Source organism: Hyphomicrobium sp. (genome assembly GCF_047600905.1).
GTDB lineage: Bacteria > Pseudomonadota > Alphaproteobacteria > Rhizobiales > Hyphomicrobiaceae > Hyphomicrobium_B.
Genome location: NZ_JASGKD010000001.1, coordinates 364,009 through 382,072 on the forward strand (window position 1 = coordinate 364,009; position 18,064 = coordinate 382,072).

Below are 18,064 nucleotides of genomic sequence, written 5' to 3' on the forward strand. Positions count from 1 at the left end.
GGTTACGGGGTCGTTACGATTTCGAGGTCCGGGGGCCGCTTCAGCCAAGTTTTCCGGCTGGTGGCTCTGCAACTACAAGGCCACGATAGTCGCCCAGTGCATTGGGCGCGAGTTCGCAGGCAAGAATGCGCTGCGGGTTGACGGGGCCCGGGAAAACAATCTGCCCCATCGGCACGACGTTGAAGCCGAAGCGGCCGTAATAGGGGCTGTCGCCCACGAGGACGACGAGCCGCGCGCCTCCGGTGCGGGCGGCGTCAAGGGCGGCGATGATCAGCTTGCTACCGAGGCCGAGGCTGCGATGGTCGCCGTCAACGGCCACTGGGCCGAGCAGGACCGCGCCGGACTTGCCCCCGATGGCGATTTCGGTGTTCCGGATCGAAGCAATGATGTCGTTGCCGAGACAGGCGACGAGGCAGAAGCGTGAGATGTGCCCCTTGCCCTCGCGTACCCGATAGGCCGATCGGGCAAAGCGTCCCGGGCCGAAGACGCGCGCATGCAACCTCGATATCTCGGCGAGATCGGCAGGCTGTGCGGGACGTATGGTCAGGGACGGGGACATGCTTGGACACGAAAGGATTGAAGACCGGAGCCGATAGGCAGGCGCGGCTTCTATCACACTTGCGAAATTGTGCGATCCTCCGTTACGCGGCGAATTCGCTCGGCCGCGGACGGGCAAACGTCCCCCGGCAGCGCGTGGGCTGGAAAAAAGCTTGGCTCCGGGGCTGACGCTGCTGCCCGGCGCCGCCAATGCCGGACGAGGCACAGTCCTGTTTGCTCGTATTTGCCGCGGGCGTAAAAGAATGCCGGCTCGGGTCTGCCGTTAACCTCGATGCCTAGGGTCCCGAGGAGCCGACGCAGTGCCATGTCGAAACTTTCGTCTTTCAGCACCTGTCCGATTGGCAATTCCCAGTTGCCGCCACTTTCGTTCCGGACCATGAGAACGCGTCCCGTTTCATCGACGATGCAGGCTTCGACCGAAAGGCGCAACCCACGCACGATCCGCCAATATTTCTGAAAAACGCGGGAAATCCACCGAGCTGGAAGGGATCTGTCTTCTCTCGCCCGGAAACTCCCGTTCTGGTTTGCGTCGCTGGACATTTCCCAATCGCAAGGTGAAGTTGACGTTGCCCACCTCAATATACCTCTCCCGCCGCAAATGACCGAAGCTTTCACGCTCGCGCACTTTTCCGACGTGCACCTGCCGCTCGCGCACGGCGTGGGATGGCCTCATCTCAATGCGAAGCGCGCACTCGGCTATATGAACTGGATCAGGAAGCGGCGGCATGTCCATCAGAGAGCGGTCGTCGACAGGCTCATTGACGATGCCAAGGCGCTGCGGCCGGACCATATCGCCATCACCGGCGATCTCATCAACCTCGGGCTGCCACGGGAATACGAGACGGCGCTCGATTGGCTGGAGAAAGTGGGCGCGCCGGAACGCGTGACGGTCGTTCCCGGCAATCATGACATCTATTCCGCATTACGCGGCGATCCCGGCGTCGGGCGATGGGCGGCCTACATGGGCGGCGAGGGGGATACGCTGGCATTCCCCTTCGTCCGGCGGGTCGGACCGATCGCGCTCGTCGGATTGAATTCAGCGGTTGAAACGCCTCCGTTCCGTGCGAGCGGCAAGCTCGGCCAACACCAGCTCGAGATCGCGGCCGAGATGCTCGATGCGCTCGGAGAAGAAGGTGCCATTCGCGTCGTGCTCATCCATCATCCGCCGTTGCCGAATCTCGCGCCGCCGCGGCGGGCGTTGAGCGATGCAGCGCATCTTGCTCATCTTCTCGAGCGCGGCACGGCCGAACTCGTGCTCTACGGTCATAATCACAGAACACGCGTCGACTGGCTGCCGTCGAGCCGCGGCGCTATTCCCGTCGTCGGCATCGGTTCGGCATCGGCGGCTGTTCCGCACGGAGATGAGCCGCTGGCGAACTATAATCTTTTCACATTCTTCAGAAACGAGAACGGACTGCGCATCCGTCATATCGTTCGCGGCATTGACGGCGCGGACTTGAGTGTGAAGAAAATCGGCGAAATGATTTTGACACCGCCCGCGTAAATTTCCGCGCGATGTCGCGTGCTGAATTGCGTCGCGGCCAAATGCCACGCGGGAAAGAAAACGCGCGGTTCAACATCTCTTCTACGACGCGCTTTTGCGGCACGTATTCGAACGTCTGCTTACGCTCTGAGCACGTATGACGGTGCCGCCGCTCACAGGATGGGCAAGAAACGCGCGACGAGTCCGTGTAATATTTCCGCGCTAGTGAATAATGTGGGTGAAAGCCCCTGTCGATCTGCCGCGACGCCGATGACACAAGCTTGCCGCGAGCAGCAGTGATATGATCTGGCGCTGGCTTTCGTTGTTTGGTGGCCTGCGGGGAGCAATGGCAAAACCTGTCGACATCAATCTCGCTCTTCAGGGCGGTGGAGCACATGGCGCCTTCACATGGGGCGTGCTCGATCGTCTGTTGGAAGACGATTCACTCCAATTCGGTTGGATCAGCGCGACGAGCGCAGGTGCGGTCAACGCCGTCGCGCTGGCTGCGGGTCTCGCGGAAGGCTCGCGTGCAAAGGCGCGCGAGAAGCTGTTCAAGATCTGGCACGCGATCCATCAAGCAGGCGTGCCGGACCTGACGCGCCTCAATCCGTTCCTCAACGGTCTCGTACGTCCGTCGCAATTGACGACGCATCTGGCGACGATGTTGTCGCCGTACGAGTTCAACCCGCTTGGTTTCGATCCGTTGCGGCGGCTGATTACCGAGCATGTCGATTTCGAGCTCATCCGCGCGAAGTCGCCGGTTGAATTGCTGATCGCAGCGACGCATGTCGCTACCGGCAGGGCGCGTCTTTTCCGGCAGGACGAAATTACCGTCGATGCAGTGCTTGCTTCGGCCTGTCTGCCGGTGATGCACCATGCCGTCGAGATCGAGGGCGCAGCCTATTGGGACGGCGGCTTCTCGGCCAACCCCGATCTCGTCACGCTGTCGAGCGAAAGTCCCATTTCCGATACGCTTCTGGTAATGGTGTCGCCGCGCGTCAACGAGCACCTGCCGACGACGGCGCGCGATATCTCAAACCACGCGAACCGGTTGACGTTCAATGCGCCGCTCCTGCGCGATATCGAAGTCATTACGGCGGTGCGCGAGACGTCGGGAGCGTTGCTTGCCAAGGGACGGCTGGCGCCGATCTGCCGCCACAGGTTCCATCTGATCGACGGCGGTCCGATCACGGGGACGCTCAATCCCGAGACGACGCTGAAGCCCGACTGGGACATCATCACCTATCTGCATGGTGCGGGCCGTAATCACGCCGAGAAATGGCTTGAAGTCGCGCGCTCGGCGGTCGGGCGGCTCGAAACGGTCGATCTCGCGAATTACTTCTTCCCGCCGGTCGAGGACGGCATTCAGTTCCGGACGGTTTCGTCGCCCAAGCGACCGGCGCAGCGGCGCGGCGTCGGCGTCAAGCGCGCAAAATAGGCTTCGACGCAACCATCCGGCGGCCCGCTCGTTTCGATCCTATAGAGCGAGGACCGCTGGTAATGGGTCATGGCAGGAAAGCTATACTGAATCTGCTGGCGATGATTGTGCCTTTGCTCGCCCTCATCGCAGCGAGCATACCCGCGAACGCCGAACCGCTGCGGCTCGCTTTTCTAGGCGTCCGGCTGCAGAACGACAACGCAGCGTTCGAGCCGACGACGGATGCGGAACGCAATCGCATGACGACGACAGGCGAACAGTTCACTGATGCGCTTGCGGCGTCGGGCGGCTACCAAATCGTGCCCCTGACCGACGACATCCGATCAAAGCTCGTGCACGGTCAGCCGGCAGGCCAATGCGGCGGGTGTGAGGCCGATTATGGAAAAGCGCTGAAAGCGGATCGTGTCGCGTGGATCATGGTGCAGAAAGTCTCGAACCTGATCCTCAATATGAATGTTTATATCGTCGATCCGGCGAGCGACAAATACACCTTCGTCAAGAGCGTCGACATTCGCGGCAACACCGATCAATCGTGGTCGCGAAGTCTGGCGTATCTGCTCAACAATTATTTCTTTGAGCGGAAGGCGTGACGGACTGCTGTTATCCGACGAGGCGGGCATAGCCTTCGGCGACGGTTTCATCGAGCAGCCGCTTGTAGGCCGCGAAAGCGGGATTACCCGGCGTGATTTCACCGAACGCGTCGGTGTCGAAGTTCTGTCGCTGGGCGTAGAGGATCGGTGTTGCGACGGGAATGAAGGTCGCGCGTTGCTTGTTGAGCGTCGTTATGATGCCGCGCATTTCGCCGGCGCGATCGAGCTGCGAGACGACGACCATGCGCATCGCGCCCTTGGTCAGCGAGACGAGGTGAATGAAGCTCGACGATGCGGGAATATAAAGCCGGCCGCGATGGGCATACGGCGCATCGGGCCGATCACGTTCCTGGAACAGCAGGCTCGGCCATTCCGGATCCCAGCTGATGTCGGTGCGATAGGCGACAATCGTGTCCGGCAGCGAGAATGAGCGCCGCAGCGTCAGATAACTGCCGATGTAGTGGTCGACAGCCGCCTGCGTATAGGCGCCCATATAGATCGGGGCGATGCCGCCGCCGTTGCCCCTCAATTCGAGCGGGCCGTTGACGCTTTCGACCGCGACCGTCTCGCCGTGCCAGGCGTCGCGAAGGCCATGGAAATCGAGTCCCAGCACCATGCAGACATCGAACAGTGTCTGATCGCGGACCGATCGGCCGCCGAGTAGGTTCTGAATGGTCTTTTCGTGGCAGTCGGAGGCGTCGGCAAGCTCAGCCTGCGTCAGCTTTTTCTCGACCATTGCCGTTTTGATGCGGTCGAGCGCTTCAAAACGGGTGGTGGCGGGTGCGATCGGGGCTGCGGCTTTCTTCATGGACCACGAGTTTCGATGCGCGGCGACAAATGCCGCCGATACCGGAAATTACCGATTTTTTCCGGTCGGAAGCAATCGGAATCGAAGGCGAACTGCGGTCTTCCTGCGGTTGCCGCTTCCTGGGGTCTGACAGGCTCAAGTTTCCGCGGCGATTTCGGCATTCTGCTCATCACCACCGCTGGGGTGGAACGGCGCGCACCAGATGCGCGACAGTTTGAAGGAGATGGGCACCATGTCGGACACGATCACTTTGAAATTGGCGGCGGCGGTTTCGGCTGCTTCGCTGCTCGGCCTTGCAGTCATGGCGGCTGGAGCGTCCCCCGCCGCGTCACAGGAATTCGATTGCCGGAACGCGGAAATCGCATCTGAACGGACGATTTGCGGAAGCGACAGGCTTTCGGCGCTCGATGAGCGCATGAATGCGCTTTATGCGGATTTGAGAGCGGCTTCAGGAAGCAAATATGAACGCGCCGATCTCAAAAGCTATCAACGGCAGTTTCTCGATGCGCGCGACGGCTGCGGGCGTGATGCCGAATGCATCAAAGGGGCGTATCTCGATCAGATCAGCGTTCTGGAATCGCGCCTGGAGCGGGCCTATCGCCGGAGCGAGCGCTGAGCGACGGTTTCGACGCGGGCCGGCTGGTCGTCCCGGTCGACCACCTCTAATCTGACGTCCGCCAGACCCTTGTCGGTGATGCGGAGATCTTCTGCGGCTTTCTCCGACAAGTCGATGACGCGTCCCGGCTTGAATGGGCCACGGTCGTTGATGCGGACGATGACGCTGTCGCCGGTGTCGACCCTGGTCACACGAACGCGGGTGCCGAAGGGCAATGTCCGATGGGCGGCCGTCATGGCGGTCGGATCGAACGTCTCTCCGGTGGCGGTCCGGGTACCCGCGCTTATGCCGTAGAAGGAGGCTAGGCCCTTCATCGCGTGGTCGGGCGCGGGTTTGGCAATGCCGTCCGAGATTGGGCCGTGAAGGGCATAAGGCTTATCCGACGGGCCGCCGGATGCGATCTGATTTGGGTGTTTGAACGAGGGGTTCGCCAACGTGATCTTGGCCTGCCAATGATCGAACTGGGCGGCCGTGGGCTTTGGCGGATCGGTTTCGACGACGGTTGACCAGGCGCCGTTACCGGCCGCATCGGCGGCGGCTTTGGCTGGACCCGAAAGGGCGTCAGACAGCGATTGGGCCTGCGACAGGCTCGATCCTGCGACGGCCGACAAGCCGACCCCAATGGCAACAAAAGCCACGCGTGTACTTCGGCGCACGCACATCCCCCCGGACGTCCCCTCGAATCAGTCTGATTATGACGATTCCAATGGCGGAAAAACGTCGGGAGGCGCTGGTTATCCAACGCCTCCCGAACATTCAGTCTGAGCACAAGCCCTTAGTTCAGGACCTGGAGCGATACGCGGGCAACGCCGGCTCCGGTCATGCTGATCGCACGAGCCGCGCCGCGCGACAGGTCGATGACGCGACCACCAACGAACGGACCGCGATCATTGATCGTGACGACGACCGACTGGCCGTTCGACTGGTTCGTAACGCGAACGCGGGTGCCGAAGGGCAGTGTGCGGTGAGCGGCTGTGAGGCCATCGGGATTGAACCGCGCGCCGGAAGCAGTCTGCTGGCCCTGCCAATAGTAGGACGCCATGCCACCGCCCGAGCCACCGCCGGAGGCGTAGTGGCGCTTCCGCGACGGAGCCTGTGCATAGTGCTTCCGAGACGCCTTGTAGGCGTACCGGGAGTTCGATGACTTGTGGTAGGATTTATAAGACGACTTGCGATAGGTAGCCTTACGGTATGTGGCTTTCTGGTGCGAGGAACCGCAGACATACTCTGCGCCTTGACACTTCCAGGCCGCATTAGCGGGCATGGCAGCAACCGTAACCCCGGCCAGCGCGAACGCGGCTACCGCGATTGTTGAACGCATAATGCACTCCTTCATCGGGAGCAGCAGTGGTGGTGGGTCGAATGGGCGGTTTCCCCCGCCCGCGATCGGCTAAGGCGACCACGGGTCAACCGCCTCGGTGGCGGCACCGTCATTAGTGTTGGGAGAAAGTAGCCCTTGTTTGGAAACCCCTGTTTGACCCGTACCTGAACTCCAGAACCCAGTTCGTTACTGCTGCCCGTGCTTGTTGACTGGGGTTACCCCCGTCCTGGCTCGCGACAACGAGCATCGGGAGCACATGCGGTCAACCCATCGCTGCTACCACCTTTTAACCATAATTCGTAACCTGCGGAAAAGTATGATTTATTTTAACCGCATCTTTAGGTTGCGCGACGCCAGGTCGCAGAAATTCCGGGCTTTTAGCGGAACGAAAACGTTAACGGGCACGGCGCCGTATTTCGTTTACCAATCAGTAAGCTAGCAAGTCGGGGACGGAAGATCTTCCGCGCACGCCATTTGCGCGCGATTGGCTTGGCCTCCAATCGGCGGGGATAGATCGGTGTCGAGTTTGGCATTCTGTAAATGAGCGAGCAGCCGGAAGCGGTCGTTGGTCCTTCATTCGCTGAAGCGCGAAACGCCTGGGCGCGTATCGGTCTGATGTCGTTTGGCGGACCGGCGGGGCAGATCGCGATGATGCATAAGGTCATTGTCGACGAGAAGCGGTGGCTCGATGAAGAGTCGTTTCTGCTGGCGTTGAACTTCTGCATGCTGCTTCCAGGGCCGGAGGCGATGCAACTCGCGACCTACACCGGGTGGCGACTGCACGGAACGCGCGGCGGGTTGGCGGCAGGCCTGCTGTTCGTTGCTCCCGGTGCGCTGATCATCCTGCTGATCACGATCCTCTACGCGAACTTTGGAAGCGTGCCTCTCGTGTCTGCGCTGTTTGGGGGGATCAAGGCTGCGGTGCTGGCAATCGTCGTCGAGGCGTTGCTGCGGATTGCGGGACGATCGCTCAAGGGCTGGACCGAATGGTTGATTGCGGCGTTTTCGTTCGTCGCGATCTTTCTAATCAAGATCCCGTTCCCGCTGATCGTGCTGGCTGCTGCAGTTATCGGGTTCGGCAAAACGCTTTTACAGGCGCCGCGCGAGGTTGCGCCGCTGCCTGCGATGGCGGCCGTTCCAATTGTGACGACGCTCAAAACCGTCAGCATCTGGGTGGCAGTCTGGACGCTTCCCTTGGCCGCCATTGCGCTGCTTTTCGGGTTTGAACATGTACTGGCGCAGCTCGCCGCCTTTTTTTCGAAGCTTGCGGTCGTAACGTTCGGCGGCGCCTACGCCAGCCTTGCCTACATGGCACAGGCAGTCGTCGAAACGTATCGATGGCTGAAACCCGGTGAGATGCTGGACGGCCTCGGCCTCGCAGAGACGACGCCGGGTCCGCTGATCCTCGTCAACGAGTTCGTCGGCTATCTCGCTGCGGCGCGTCACGGTGGAGGATCGCCGCTGGGCTTCGGGGTTCTCGGGGCCGTAGTGACGCTCTGGGCGACGTTCGCGCCGAGCTTTCTTTTTGTTTTTGCCGGCGCGCCTTACGTCGAACGACTGAAATTCGCGCCGCGCCTCAAGGGGGCGCTATCGGCGATCGGAGCGGCGGTAGTCGGCGTCATTTTCAACTTGTCGCTCTGGTTCTCGCTGCACGTATTTTTCCGAGCGCGCACGGAATTGACGCTCGGACCGTTGCGGCTCGAGGTGCCAACGCTGGCCAGCATTGATTTTGCGGCCGTAGCGCTGGCCGTGCTGGCTGCGATATTGCTTTTCGTATTGCGTCTGGGCATCGTCGCGACGCTCGGCATTTCAGCAATCGCGTCTCTCATGCTGGGGCTGTTTGCGTGAGCACGCTCAGAGCCAGCCCTTCCTTTTGAAATAGAGGTAGGGGATCAAGCCCGACACGAACATGAGGAAGAGCGCCATCGGATAACCGAATGGGAAATCGAGCTCGGGCATATTCTTGAAGTTCATGCCGTAGATCGATGCGACCAGAGTCGGCGGCATCAGCATCACGGCCATGACCGAGAACAGCTTGATGATCTGGTTCTGCTCGTTTGAAATCACGCCGAGGGTGGCGTCGAGCAGAAAGCTGGTCCGGGCCGAGAGAAAGCGCATGCTCTCCATCAACGACAGAATGTCGTGATTGGCGGCCTCGATGCGGCCGAGCACGCGCGGATCATCTTTGCGCTCGCGGGCGGCGTTGGCGAAATAAAGCGAGAGACGATGGAGGGACATGGCGCTTTCCTGCGCTCTGGCGGTGATATCGCCCTCCTTGCCGACGGTTCTCAGAATGACGTCGAGGCGGCGATTTTGCGTCGCCTGACCTTTCTGGGCGAATACGAGCGGGGCAATGCGTTCCACTTCGTCCTGGATGCGTTCGATCAGATCGGCTTGCCGTTCGATCAGCATTTCGAGCAGGCCGATGAGGACGCCGGCTCCTGTCACGCAATCGACATCGCCTTTGGCGGCGCGTGCGACATAGACCGGGAAGGCCTTCGGCTCAGCATACCGCACGGTGACGAGGTGAGACCCGGAAAGAATAAAGGTGATGACCGAGGTCAACGGCGCCTCCTGCACACCGGAGTGCAGAATAATGCTCGTCATGTAGTAGGCGCCGTTTTCTGTGTAAAATCGGTTCGACGCCTCGATTTCGCGCATCTCCGAGCGCGTCGGCACTTCGATGCCGAGGGCCTGCTCGATGGCTTTGTCTTCGTCTTCGCCGGGATTCACCAGGTCAATCCAGACGCTGGTGGCGAGGTCGCCGGGTTCGGTGCGCTCTATCAATTTGCCGCCGGCGGCGTCATAGACCGTTATCATTGATTGCAACCTTATCGCGTCAGGCGTGGTGCGGAAGTGCTAGCTAAGCCTCGATATGCCGGACCGGGAGCCATTTCATGTCAGCCGGCGTCCTGCAAGTCTGCTAAATGGACAAGATCGATTCACCGGAGCTGTCGGCGGAGACGGGCATCCGGAAAAGGGCGAATAAAGCTTTAATGGAGAAGACACATGTCTCCACGATCGGCCATCACCGTAGCTGCGGCGGGCGTCGTCATCGGTATCCTCAGCGTGCCGGCCGAGGCCAAAATCGTTTGCAACAAAGGCTTTCAGCAGGTCGCGGGCTCGTGGCTCTCGACGCCTTATTGCAGCGATGCGTACGTCGCGGAAGTGGCGCGCGCCTATGGTTTCAGCGCGTCGGCGGACAAGGTTCGCAATAATCCGATGTTCAAACAGCGGCTGTGCCGCTTCATCGGACAGGACATCCGGATCAAGGAATCCTGTGACGAGGTCAATCCGAATTCGCGTGGCCGGTTCTAGCGGGAAGTCTGTGGACGTAAGAACGGCGACGAGCGCTTGCGCGTCCGTCGCCTTGTGTTTCTTGCAAGCCGCAGAAAGCTCAGCTCAGATCCGGCGTGACTTCGCCGACGTCCTTGGCTCGACGGACGCTGCCATCGAACTGCGCACCTTCGTCGATCGAAAGCGTCTGCTTGACGATGTCGCCGTCGACACGCGAGGTCGCGTTGAGATTGACGGATGAACCTTTGAGGGCGCCGCTGACCTCGCCCTGAACCGTGATCGTGCGCGCGGTAATTGTGCCGACGACGCTGCCGGTTTCGCCGACCGTTACAGCCTCGCCGTGAACATCGCCCTGGATATGTCCGGCGATGAGCAGCGAGCCCTTCGTCTTGATGACGAGTTGGTGTCCGGCGATCGTGATGTCCTGTCCGAGAACGGATGTCGGAGCATCGATGGCGTGGTTGTGGGTGTGTGTTGATGTTTGTTGGATCGGCGATCCGAAGAGCGGCGGAGCCGGAGCTTTGAGCGGCGCCATTGCCGGTGCTTGCGGAGAGAGTGTCTTGGCTGGCTCTGCGGCGCGTGGTTCCGGCGTCGCTGCGCGGTTGAACATCGGTTTACCCCCAACAAAAAACGAGTGCTGTCGCCCTTCCCCGCTCGAGCTTCAGCTTGGTCACGCTAGTTTGGGGAGATTATGTCCAAGTTTGCGCTGGCGCCAGAATTGTTTCGCCGCGCCCGCGCAGATTTCGAAAAAAAGGGCCGCCCTTGCCCGGCAGCCCTCTCATTTCATTCGCTCGGATTTCGTTAACGCCACAGATCGACGAACGGGGCGACGACATGTGTTCCGTGGCGGCCGTCGTAGACGTGAACGAATGGCGCATCGACCACGGTCCGGTGTCCACTTTCGACGCGCGTGAAGGGTGCATGGACGACATGGCGGTGATCATAATGGTGGCGATACCGGTAATCGCCGCGATCGTAGCGATCATTGACCTTGAGGACGCGCGTTGATCCAGCGGAAACTCCCGGCTTGGCGGCGGGCAGTGCACTGGCGGCGGAGGCCGCGATCAGCGACGCGGCAACTGCAGAGATGATGGTAAGAGGACGGGAAAAAGCCGTCATGACAAAACTCTCTCGTTTTCTGTTCCTACGCTTTCGTAACGGCTGAGGTGAGCGTTCGGTTCGCAAAATGCCATGCGGCATATGGCTGAACGGCCGATGCTTTGTGCTCATAAAGACACAATCGGTGACGCGCGAATGCGACGTACCCTGCAGAAATTGCGCTGCCGGGCTTCCGGGAGAGGGGGAGTCTGTTAGGTTCGTTAACAAAAAGGGAGGACGCAATGGTCATTCACCGGGTGGGATTCGCCATTTTCTGGTTGGCACTTCTTCTCGGTCTTCCGGCGGCGAGAGCGGCTGATGAAGCACCCTGTCCGAGAGCAGGCACGCTCGGCGTTTCGCGCACGGTCGAAATCGACACCACTGGCGGTCCCGGCTTCGGCATGGAGCACTACAAGGCCTACGACTTCCTGCAGGACAAGGAAGTCGTGCTGACGTTCGACGATGGCCCGCAGAAATACACAACGGAAGCGGTGCTGAAGGCGCTCGCCGACGAATGCGTGAAGGCAACCTTCTTCTCGATCGGCAAGATGGCGCTCGGCTATCCCGAGATCATCCGCGAAGTCTCTAAAGCCGGGCATACGGTCGGCACGCACACGTGGAGCCACAAGGCGATCGCGAAGCTCAAGACGTTCGACGACGGCAAGGACGAGATCGAGCGCGGCATCAGCGCCGTGCATCGGGCCGTCGGTGGTCCGATCGCGCCATTTTTCCGCTTTCCGACGCTCGTCGATACGCAAGAAGCGGTCGCCTATCTCGGCAAACGCAACATCGCGATGTTTTCGACCGATATCGATAGCGTCGATTACAGGCCGCAGACGGCTGATCATCTCGTCAAATCGCTGATGCAGAAGCTCGACAAGAGGGGCAAGGGCATCCTCTTGATGCACGACATTCACAAGACGACGGCGAAGGCCCTGCCGATGATCCTCGCGCAGCTCAAGGCCAAGGGCTACAAAATCGTCCATATGACCGCGAAGTCTCCCGTGACGACGCTGGCTGAATACGATCAGGCAATCGAAAAAGAAGCGAAGGGTCTGCCTCAGGTCGGCGCCGAGAAGCCGCTTTCGAGTATCGTGAAGACGGTTGGCGGAACGCCGCCAGCGGAAGATTCGAGCGCGGCGGGAGAAGAGCCTGAGGGGCTTCCGGCTCCGCCACCCGCGGAGGCCGCGTCGTCGTCGCCATCGGGTGCGGCGCTTCCATCGTTCCCGGCGGCTGCACCAAAAGCCGAACCACAATCTTCGCCGCCATCGCCTCCAGTGCAAAACATGCCGGGCAAGCAATCATCAGCCGAGCCGGCGAAGGCCGCGGATAGTCCGGCAGCGGCTGCAGCGGCGGCGGCACGGCCGATTGAAGCCCCGGTCTCGACTGTTTCACAGAGCGGCGGCGCGCCGGTCAGCGTTGCGACGGCGGAATCCTCTCCGGTCAAGACCGTGTCGGGCGTGGGGCCTGTAGCAACGGTGCATTCTGCGGAGCCGGCGCCGAGCGGTGATACGCTGGACGCGCCGCATTCCGGGCAACCGGCAAAGTCGATTTCCGAAAAACTCAAGGAAACCTGGAAATTCTGGTTCGGCGAGTGACGCTGGTGCAAATAAAAAGAAATGGGTGGCAAGGTGTGCCACCCATTTCTTTTTTGGACGCCCTGTAAGGCCCCCCCGGGCCCGCCGCAAACCAAGTCTTCCGTCCGAGCGCAAGACAGCGCAACGGTAAGTTCTTGGGCGTTCGCCACGGTCTGACGCTGATAATCAGAGACGTAGCGTTTCCGGCATCGTGTGGGCTTGGTCCCCCCAATCGACCCCCCGATCGATTGCCCACGGACAGGAAGCTATTTGAGGTCGGAGGGCTCTTCCACAGAAAAACGAATCACCTCGATGCGAAAGCGAATCCGTGTTGCGTATTGGATACAACGAAATGAATATTCCGTGCCCCGATTAATGAGCTGTGGATCACGCTCTCGATCCTTTTAAGAGGCCGCTCATTCGTTGCCGCGTGACATGCGCGAAAAGAGAAAGGGCCGCTCTTGCGAGCGGCCCCGTGAGATCATCGTCTGAAAGCGGAAGTGCAATGTCTGCCGCTTAGGTGTCAGGCGCACTCCAGGAGAGTTCCGTGTGCAAGCCCGAGCGACCTCGACATCGACCGCCTCAAGATCCCACTCGACATCGGATCACCTCCTCTCTGTTGTTGAAAGACGAGATAAGCTTGCATTGTTCGCCGTGTTTGAAAAGTCTTTGTTTTATGACGGTTTGTTAAGTTTCGTTCGCGTCATTCGTTGATGCAACTCGGATAAGGAGGAGCTTCGCCGGGCTTGATCGCACAGAGGCGCACAGGTGCCAGCTTCGATAGCCGTGCTTTCCACTTGCTCTCGTCGATGGTGAGATTTTCCGCGTTTGCCGGAGTGCGTTCGGCCCATTGGATGGTGTAGACGTCGGCTGTTCCTTTGATCGCGATGATGAGTGCCGTCTCGCTGTGTTTGTCCGCGCTGGCTTCGACCTTGCCGCAACTCGCGATCGCGACGAAGCCATCCTGTCCGCTGATCGTCACGGGCCCCATTGGCTTCACGTTGAATGTTGCGGGACACGCTTTCTGAAAACCGCTGGCGATCTGAGCCGCGAAATATTGGGCCGACATTTCCGGCTTGGCGGCGAGGCCTTTTGCTCCGGTAACCGTGATCATTTGCGACCACTTGTCGACGGTTTCGCCCTTCAACACGGCTTCGCGAATGTATCTATCCGCGGTCGGCTGCTCGAAGACGGTTTTGAAATCGGTCGGCAGCGAGAACATGACGAGTTGTCCGAAGATCGGAGAGATGACCGCGAGGGGTTTGCTCTCGGATGCTGTTTTGGAGACGTCTTCCGCCGAGGCGACGCATGGCATCACGCAAAGCAGAAGAGGCAAAATCGTCAGCCGGCGCATGCGAAGGTCCTTGGTCTATTTTCGACAACCGCTAGCTCGGGGATATGTCGATAGTCGGACGGCGCCGGCCTCAATTCCATCGCGGCTGAGAAATCAGAATCGTCAGGACGAACAGTCCGGCGAGGATTGTCGGCACGCCAACAAGGGCGAGAACCAGATTGGCTTTGGCAAGCTCGCCACGAGTGCGCAAAGCATAGCCGGCTGCGGGTACGCCGATGAGGACCGCCAGAACCGTCAACCAAAGCGTGATGTTGAACGAGGATATGCTGCCATCGCCGATGCCGACGAAAAAGAAATAAACGGCGATCAGGAGGGCTGCCGCGTCGGCGGCGAGAAGAAGAATGAAAATGCGCATGGGCGATCAATACGGCGTCTGCCTCGTATTTCAATTACAAATATGACACCTACGGCATTCTGCAGGTCTACGCGGGAGTGCTGACGGCGGCATGGATGGCGCGGCAGTGGCGCACCATGTTTTCGTGTGAGCCGACGAATTTTTTCAGTGGCGTTTCGATATCGTAGAAATAGATGTTGGCGATGAAGCCGTAGATGGCGGCGTCGATGGTCGTCGGCGTCGGCCGGTGTACGAAGCCGATTGAAGGAATGAGTTTGGCGAGCACGGAGAGATCGGCGAGACCGCGCGCCATCGCTTGATCAGGTTCGTAGCGCCCGATGCCCTGGAAATAATAGCGCTTGGCATTGAATTCCTTTGCGGCGATGAGGCATTCCTCGGTGAGCTGCGGATGCTCGCGCAACAACGCGTCGCGGAATTGCTTCCAATAGCGCTCATCCTGCCAGCGCGAATAGGACATGACCCAATAGAGATCGTCGAGCAGACGGGTGACGAGAAAGTCGGTGTCGCGCTGGGCTTCCGACAGTCCGTCATCCATCGTCACGGCGTACTTGTGCTTGACATGGGCGATGATGGTTTCGCTGTCGCCGATGGTTTCGCCGTCGTCGACGATGTAGGGGAGCTGGCCGCGCGGGGCTTTCGAAGCGTCGAAAATGTGCTCGTGCAGGAACGGCATACCGGCGAGTTTCAAGAAGGCGTAGACCTTCAGGCCATAGCCGTTGTTGTCGGCGACGCCGAACAGGGTCGGATAAGAGTAGAGCGTAAGCATCTGCGGTCTCGTCAATCCGGACGCGCGCGCATTTCCATCGCGCGGCCAAACCCGGCGAGCAGTGTGCCGAGCGCGAACAGCGCGAGTACGATGTACTGCAAGTTATCCTCGACGCTTTCCTTGTCGATCATGAAATCGGAGATGTTGGCGTCGGCGGTCTTGAAGCGGTTCAGGCTTTCGTCACGCGCCGCTTCGGCTTCCTTGATCTTATCGGCGGGAGCGTTCAGCGCCTGCAATAAGATGATGCGATTGTCGTGAATGGCTTTGATCTCGACCTGGGCCGATTGCTGCGTGCTGAAGGCCGCAAGCCGCCATTCAATCTCGCGCTTCAACGGATCGAGATAGAACATCTGCATCGCGGTCGAGCCGAGCAGCAGAATGATGCCGAACAATTCGCCCAGCTGATAAGTCTTGAACCCCATGGCGTTTCCCCCGTTACTTTGAGCGCGCGATGCGTGAGGTGCACCGCGCGCTGGCGGGATACTAGCAAAAGGGCGGATGCTGCCTATGGCTTTTCGGCTTCGACGTAGATCTGGTTTCCCATCTCCTTGAACTTCGCGCTCATCTCGAGCATGCCGACCTGCTGATCGTTGAGGGTCGCGGCGTAGTCGCGGACGTCTTGGGTGATCTTCATCGAACAGAACTTCGGGCCACACATCGAGCAGAAGTGCGCGACCTTGTGGGCGTCCTTCGGCAGCGTCTCATCGTGGAACGCCATCGCCGTGTCGGGATCGAGCGACAGGTTGAACTGATCCTGCCAGCGGAACTCGAAGCGGGCGCGCGAGAGTGCATCATCGCGAAGCTGTGCGGCCGGGTGACCTTTTGCAAGATCGGCGGCGTGGGCCGCAATTTTGTAGGTGATGACACCGGTCTTGACGTCGTCGCGATTGGGCAGCCCGAGATGCTCTTTCGGCGTCACGTAGCAGAGCATCGAGGTTCCAAACCAGCCGATCATTGCCGCGCCGATGCCGGACGTGATGTGATCGTAACCAGGAGCAATGTCCGTCGTAAGGGGCCCAAGCGTATAGAACGGAGCTTCGCCGCAGGCTTTCAGCTGCTTGTCCATATTGGCTTTGATCTTGTGCATCGGCACATGGCCGGGCCCTTCGATCATCACTTGGCAGCCCTTGGCCCAGGCGATCTTGGTCAGCTCGCCGAGCGTTTCGAGTTCGGCGAATTGGGCGCGGTCGTTGGCGTCGGCTATCGAGCCCGGGCGTAGGCCGTCGCCCAGAGAGAACGACACGTCGTACTTTCTCGCAAGGTCGCAGATCTCGTCGAAGTGTTCGTAGAGGAAGCTTTCCTTGTGATGCGCGAGGCACCACTTGGCCATGATCGAGCCGCCGCGTGAGACGATGCCCGTTATGCGATTGGCGGTGAGGGGAACGAAGGGCAGACGAACACCCGCGTGTATCGTGAAGTAGTCGACGCCCTGCTCGCACTGCTCGATCAGCGTGTCGCGATAGAGTTCCCAGGTGAGCTTGACTGGATCGCCGCCGCATTTTTCCAGCGCCTGATAGATCGGAACGGTGCCGATGGGTACGGGCGAATTGCGGATGATCCATTCACGTGTGGTGTGGATGTTGCGGCCGGTGGAGAGGTCCATCACGGTGTCGGCACCCCAACGGATCGCCCACACCATCTTTTCGACTTCCTCTTCCACCGATGAGGTGACGGCGGAGTTGCCGATATTGGCGTTGATCTTCACCAGGAAGTTGCGGCCGATGATCATCGGCTCCAATTCGCCGTGGTTGATGTTTGCCGGGATGATGGCGCGGCCGCGGGCGATTTCGGAGCGCACGAACTCCGGCGTGATGTGCTCGGGGATGTCGGCGCCGAAGCTTTCGCCGTCGGCGAGTGCTTCCTTGGCGCGGGCGAGCGCGGTTACGCGACCGAGGTTCTCGCGATGCGCGACATAGATCATCTCTTTCGTGATGATGCCGGCGCGGGCGTATTCGAATTGGGTGAGTGGTTGAGCGTTCCCTCTCTCCGTTTCTTCAGCGGGGAGAGGGTTGGGGTGAGGAGCGGAAACATGTGCCGGAGTTTGGTTCTGCCCCTCACCCCAACCCTCTCCCCGCCGTCGGGGAGAGGGGGAAGCGGTCGCTCGTCTCGGCCGATGGACGATCGGAAACATGCGCGCGGCGTGTGCGTCGGAGACATTGCCGTTGTCTTCCGGTTTGACCAGTCGGCCGTCGTAGGTTTCGGTTCCACCGCGTTCGGCGACCCAGGCGTCGCGGATGCGCGGTAGGCCCTTCGCGACATCGATCGTGGCATTGGGATCGGTGTAAGAGCCAGACGAGTCATAGACGCGGAATGACTGTTCGTTCGGGTCGGTCAATGCGATCTCGCGGAATGGGACGTGGACGTCGTCATGGCCCTTGGGAGAGGAATAGACTTTGGTCGATGCGCTGAGCGGGCCGGTCGTGACCTTCGGCGTCTGGATGTCGGCAGCGCGCGTCGGTTTGTTCATGGGGTTCGCTCCTTTCGACCTCTCCCTTGGTAAGGGAGTGCTCTATCTGGTTGCGCGTATGCGCGCAGAGTTTGCACTATCCAGAAAAGGTGCGGAATGTGGCTCCAGCCACTTCATGCTCCGTCCCTTCGCCGGCATGATCCGGATCAGGTTCTAAGGGTGCTCGCGATGATTACGCGATCTCAGCCGGACAACCGGCGCCCCTCGGAAACAATGCCATTGTCGCGCCGATGCGGCGGGAAGGCAAGCCGCTTAACTGCAATCGCAAGCCGTCATTCTCGAACGGGCGAGCAGTGCGAAAATGTTCAGGAATCCGGCGTTACGAGCGCCGAGGGA

20 protein-coding genes and 1 riboswitch are annotated in these 18,064 nt (G+C 60.2%); of the genes, 7 read left to right on the forward strand and 13 right to left on the reverse strand.

All coding sequences use genetic code 11. The annotated features are described in order from the left end of the window. Nucleotides 1–40 precede the first annotated feature (40 nt). Entirely contained in the window at nt 41–559 is a 519-nt protein-coding gene (locus tag QM780_RS01895; RefSeq protein ID WP_415068791.1) for a GNAT family N-acetyltransferase, read from the reverse strand. 53 nt (nt 560–612) lie between these two features. After that, nucleotides 613–1,098 (reverse strand): NUDIX domain-containing protein, encoded by a 486-nt coding sequence (locus QM780_RS01900; protein ID WP_415068792.1) that lies wholly within the window; start codon nt 1,096–1,098, stop codon nt 613–615. 58 nt (nt 1,099–1,156) lie between these two features. On the opposite strand from QM780_RS01900, the gene QM780_RS01905 reads away from it, so the two are divergent. The 3 genes from QM780_RS01905 to QM780_RS01915 all read left to right on the forward strand — a co-directional run bounded on the left by QM780_RS01905 (nt 1,157) and on the right by QM780_RS01915 (nt 4,069). Continuing rightward, the gene (locus tag QM780_RS01905; protein WP_415068793.1) at nt 1,157–2,062 is read left to right on the forward strand and encodes a metallophosphoesterase family protein; all 906 of its coding nucleotides are present in this window, start codon (nt 1,157–1,159) and stop codon (nt 2,060–2,062) included. 325 nt (nt 2,063–2,387) lie between these two features. Beyond that, nucleotides 2,388–3,479, forward strand: coding sequence for a patatin-like phospholipase family protein (locus QM780_RS01910; RefSeq protein WP_415068794.1), 1,092 nt, complete (start codon nt 2,388–2,390; stop codon nt 3,477–3,479). Nucleotides 3,480–3,580: 101 nt separating this feature from the next. Continuing rightward, nucleotides 3,581–4,069 carry a DUF3280 domain-containing protein gene (locus QM780_RS01915; protein WP_415068795.1) on the forward strand — a complete coding sequence of 163 codons (489 nt, stop codon included), beginning with the start codon at nt 3,581–3,583 and terminating at the stop codon, nt 4,067–4,069. A 10-nt stretch (nt 4,070–4,079) separates the two neighbouring features. Here the strand turns inward: QM780_RS01915 and QM780_RS01920 are convergent, their stop codons facing one another. Then, a complete protein-coding gene (locus QM780_RS01920) occupies nt 4,080–4,877 on the reverse strand; it encodes a helix-turn-helix domain-containing protein (protein WP_415068796.1) in 798 nt (265 codons plus the stop codon). A 232-nt stretch (nt 4,878–5,109) separates the two neighbouring features. Between QM780_RS01920 and QM780_RS01925 the strand changes: the two genes are divergently transcribed. After that, on the forward strand, nt 5,110–5,493 hold the full coding sequence (locus tag QM780_RS01925; protein ID WP_415068797.1) for a lysozyme inhibitor LprI family protein: 384 nt from the start codon (nt 5,110–5,112) through the stop codon (nt 5,491–5,493). Here QM780_RS01925 and QM780_RS01930 read toward each other — a convergent pair. Next, nucleotides 5,472–6,131, reverse strand: a complete 660-nt coding sequence (locus QM780_RS01930) for a septal ring lytic transglycosylase RlpA family protein (RefSeq protein ID WP_415068798.1) — start codon at nt 6,129–6,131, stop codon at nt 5,472–5,474. The two genes, QM780_RS01925 and QM780_RS01930, sit on opposite strands and share 22 nt — an antisense overlap. 137 nt (nt 6,132–6,268) lie before the next feature. After that, a complete protein-coding gene (locus QM780_RS01935) occupies nt 6,269–6,814 on the reverse strand; it encodes a septal ring lytic transglycosylase RlpA family protein (protein ID WP_415068799.1) in 546 nt (181 codons plus the stop codon). Between the two features lie 540 nt (nt 6,815–7,354). On the opposite strand from QM780_RS01935, the gene chrA reads away from it, so the two are divergent. Then, nucleotides 7,355–8,662 (forward strand): chromate efflux transporter, encoded by a 1,308-nt coding sequence (gene chrA / locus QM780_RS01940; protein ID WP_415068800.1) that lies wholly within the window; start codon nt 7,355–7,357, stop codon nt 8,660–8,662. Between the two features lie 6 nt (nt 8,663–8,668). On the opposite strand, the gene QM780_RS01945 is transcribed toward chrA, so the two are convergent. Beyond that, a complete protein-coding gene (locus QM780_RS01945) occupies nt 8,669–9,634 on the reverse strand; it encodes a magnesium transporter CorA family protein (protein WP_415068801.1) in 966 nt (321 codons plus the stop codon). A 189-nt stretch (nt 9,635–9,823) separates the two neighbouring features. Here QM780_RS01945 and QM780_RS01950 point away from each other — a divergent pair, with 189 nt between their 5' ends. Further along, a complete protein-coding gene (locus QM780_RS01950; protein WP_415068802.1) occupies nt 9,824–10,132 on the forward strand; it encodes a hypothetical protein in 309 nt (102 codons plus the stop codon). Between the two features lie 79 nt (nt 10,133–10,211). On the opposite strand, the gene QM780_RS01955 is transcribed toward QM780_RS01950, so the two are convergent. Beyond that, a complete protein-coding gene (locus tag QM780_RS01955; RefSeq protein WP_415068803.1) occupies nt 10,212–10,721 on the reverse strand; it encodes a bactofilin family protein in 510 nt (169 codons plus the stop codon). A 191-nt stretch (nt 10,722–10,912) separates the two neighbouring features. After that, on the reverse strand, nt 10,913–11,230 hold the full coding sequence (locus tag QM780_RS01960; protein ID WP_415068804.1) for a hypothetical protein: 318 nt from the start codon (nt 11,228–11,230) through the stop codon (nt 10,913–10,915). A 221-nt stretch (nt 11,231–11,451) separates the two neighbouring features. Here QM780_RS01960 and QM780_RS01965 point away from each other — a divergent pair, with 221 nt between their 5' ends. Further along, nucleotides 11,452–12,807 (forward strand): polysaccharide deacetylase family protein, encoded by a 1,356-nt coding sequence (locus QM780_RS01965; protein ID WP_415068805.1) that lies wholly within the window; start codon nt 11,452–11,454, stop codon nt 12,805–12,807. 682 nt (nt 12,808–13,489) lie between these two features. Here QM780_RS01965 and QM780_RS01970 read toward each other — a convergent pair. From QM780_RS01970 to thiC, 5 genes are all read right to left on the reverse strand, one after another. Then, nucleotides 13,490–14,140, reverse strand: a complete 651-nt coding sequence (locus QM780_RS01970; protein ID WP_415068806.1) for a hypothetical protein — start codon at nt 14,138–14,140, stop codon at nt 13,490–13,492. A gap of 70 nt (nt 14,141–14,210) precedes the next feature. Then, on the reverse strand, nt 14,211–14,495 hold the full coding sequence (locus tag QM780_RS01975; protein WP_415068807.1) for a hypothetical protein: 285 nt from the start codon (nt 14,493–14,495) through the stop codon (nt 14,211–14,213). Nucleotides 14,496–14,562: 67 nt separating this feature from the next. Beyond that, a complete protein-coding gene (locus QM780_RS01980) occupies nt 14,563–15,261 on the reverse strand; it encodes a glutathione S-transferase family protein (RefSeq protein WP_415068808.1) in 699 nt (232 codons plus the stop codon). Nucleotides 15,262–15,272: 11 nt separating this feature from the next. Next, a complete protein-coding gene (locus QM780_RS01985) occupies nt 15,273–15,683 on the reverse strand; it encodes a hypothetical protein (RefSeq protein WP_415068809.1) in 411 nt (136 codons plus the stop codon). Nucleotides 15,684–15,766: 83 nt separating this feature from the next. Continuing rightward, nucleotides 15,767–17,728 (reverse strand): phosphomethylpyrimidine synthase ThiC, encoded by a 1,962-nt coding sequence (thiC, locus tag QM780_RS01990; protein WP_415068810.1) that lies wholly within the window; start codon nt 17,726–17,728, stop codon nt 15,767–15,769. Nucleotides 17,729–17,834: 106 nt separating this feature from the next. Further along, nucleotides 17,835–17,943, reverse strand: a riboswitch (TPP riboswitch). Nucleotides 17,944–18,064 lie beyond the last annotated feature (121 nt).

Bases quoted from the DNA above. Each gene is read 5' to 3' on its own strand.
- QM780_RS01895 (WP_415068791.1), bottom strand. From the start codon at position 559: ATGTCCCCGTCCCTGACCATACGTCCCGCACAGCCTGCCGATCTCGCC.
- QM780_RS01900 (WP_415068792.1), bottom strand. From the start codon at position 1,098: ATGTCCAGCGACGCAAACCAGAACGGGAGTTTCCGGGCGAGAGAAGAC.
- QM780_RS01905 (WP_415068793.1), top strand. From the start codon at position 1,157: ATGACCGAAGCTTTCACGCTCGCGCACTTTTCCGACGTGCACCTGCCG.
- QM780_RS01910 (WP_415068794.1), top strand. From the start codon at position 2,388: ATGGCAAAACCTGTCGACATCAATCTCGCTCTTCAGGGCGGTGGAGCA.
- QM780_RS01915 (WP_415068795.1), top strand. From the start codon at position 3,581: ATGATTGTGCCTTTGCTCGCCCTCATCGCAGCGAGCATACCCGCGAAC.
- QM780_RS01920 (WP_415068796.1), bottom strand. From the start codon at position 4,877: ATGAAGAAAGCCGCAGCCCCGATCGCACCCGCCACCACCCGTTTTGAA.
- QM780_RS01925 (WP_415068797.1), top strand. From the start codon at position 5,110: ATGTCGGACACGATCACTTTGAAATTGGCGGCGGCGGTTTCGGCTGCT.
- QM780_RS01935 (WP_415068799.1), bottom strand. From the start codon at position 6,814: ATGCGTTCAACAATCGCGGTAGCCGCGTTCGCGCTGGCCGGGGTTACG.
- chrA (WP_415068800.1), top strand. From the start codon at position 7,355: ATGAGCGAGCAGCCGGAAGCGGTCGTTGGTCCTTCATTCGCTGAAGCG.
- QM780_RS01945 (WP_415068801.1), bottom strand. From the start codon at position 9,634: ATGATAACGGTCTATGACGCCGCCGGCGGCAAATTGATAGAGCGCACC.
- QM780_RS01950 (WP_415068802.1), top strand. From the start codon at position 9,824: ATGTCTCCACGATCGGCCATCACCGTAGCTGCGGCGGGCGTCGTCATC.
- QM780_RS01955 (WP_415068803.1), bottom strand. From the start codon at position 10,721: ATGTTCAACCGCGCAGCGACGCCGGAACCACGCGCCGCAGAGCCAGCC.
- QM780_RS01960 (WP_415068804.1), bottom strand. From the start codon at position 11,230: ATGACGGCTTTTTCCCGTCCTCTTACCATCATCTCTGCAGTTGCCGCG.
- QM780_RS01965 (WP_415068805.1), top strand. From the start codon at position 11,452: ATGGTCATTCACCGGGTGGGATTCGCCATTTTCTGGTTGGCACTTCTT.
- QM780_RS01970 (WP_415068806.1), bottom strand. From the start codon at position 14,140: ATGCGCCGGCTGACGATTTTGCCTCTTCTGCTTTGCGTGATGCCATGC.
- QM780_RS01975 (WP_415068807.1), bottom strand. From the start codon at position 14,495: ATGCGCATTTTCATTCTTCTTCTCGCCGCCGACGCGGCAGCCCTCCTG.
- QM780_RS01980 (WP_415068808.1), bottom strand. From the start codon at position 15,261: ATGCTTACGCTCTACTCTTATCCGACCCTGTTCGGCGTCGCCGACAAC.
- QM780_RS01985 (WP_415068809.1), bottom strand. From the start codon at position 15,683: ATGGGGTTCAAGACTTATCAGCTGGGCGAATTGTTCGGCATCATTCTG.
- thiC (WP_415068810.1), bottom strand. From the start codon at position 17,728: ATGAACAAACCGACGCGCGCTGCCGACATCCAGACGCCGAAGGTCACG.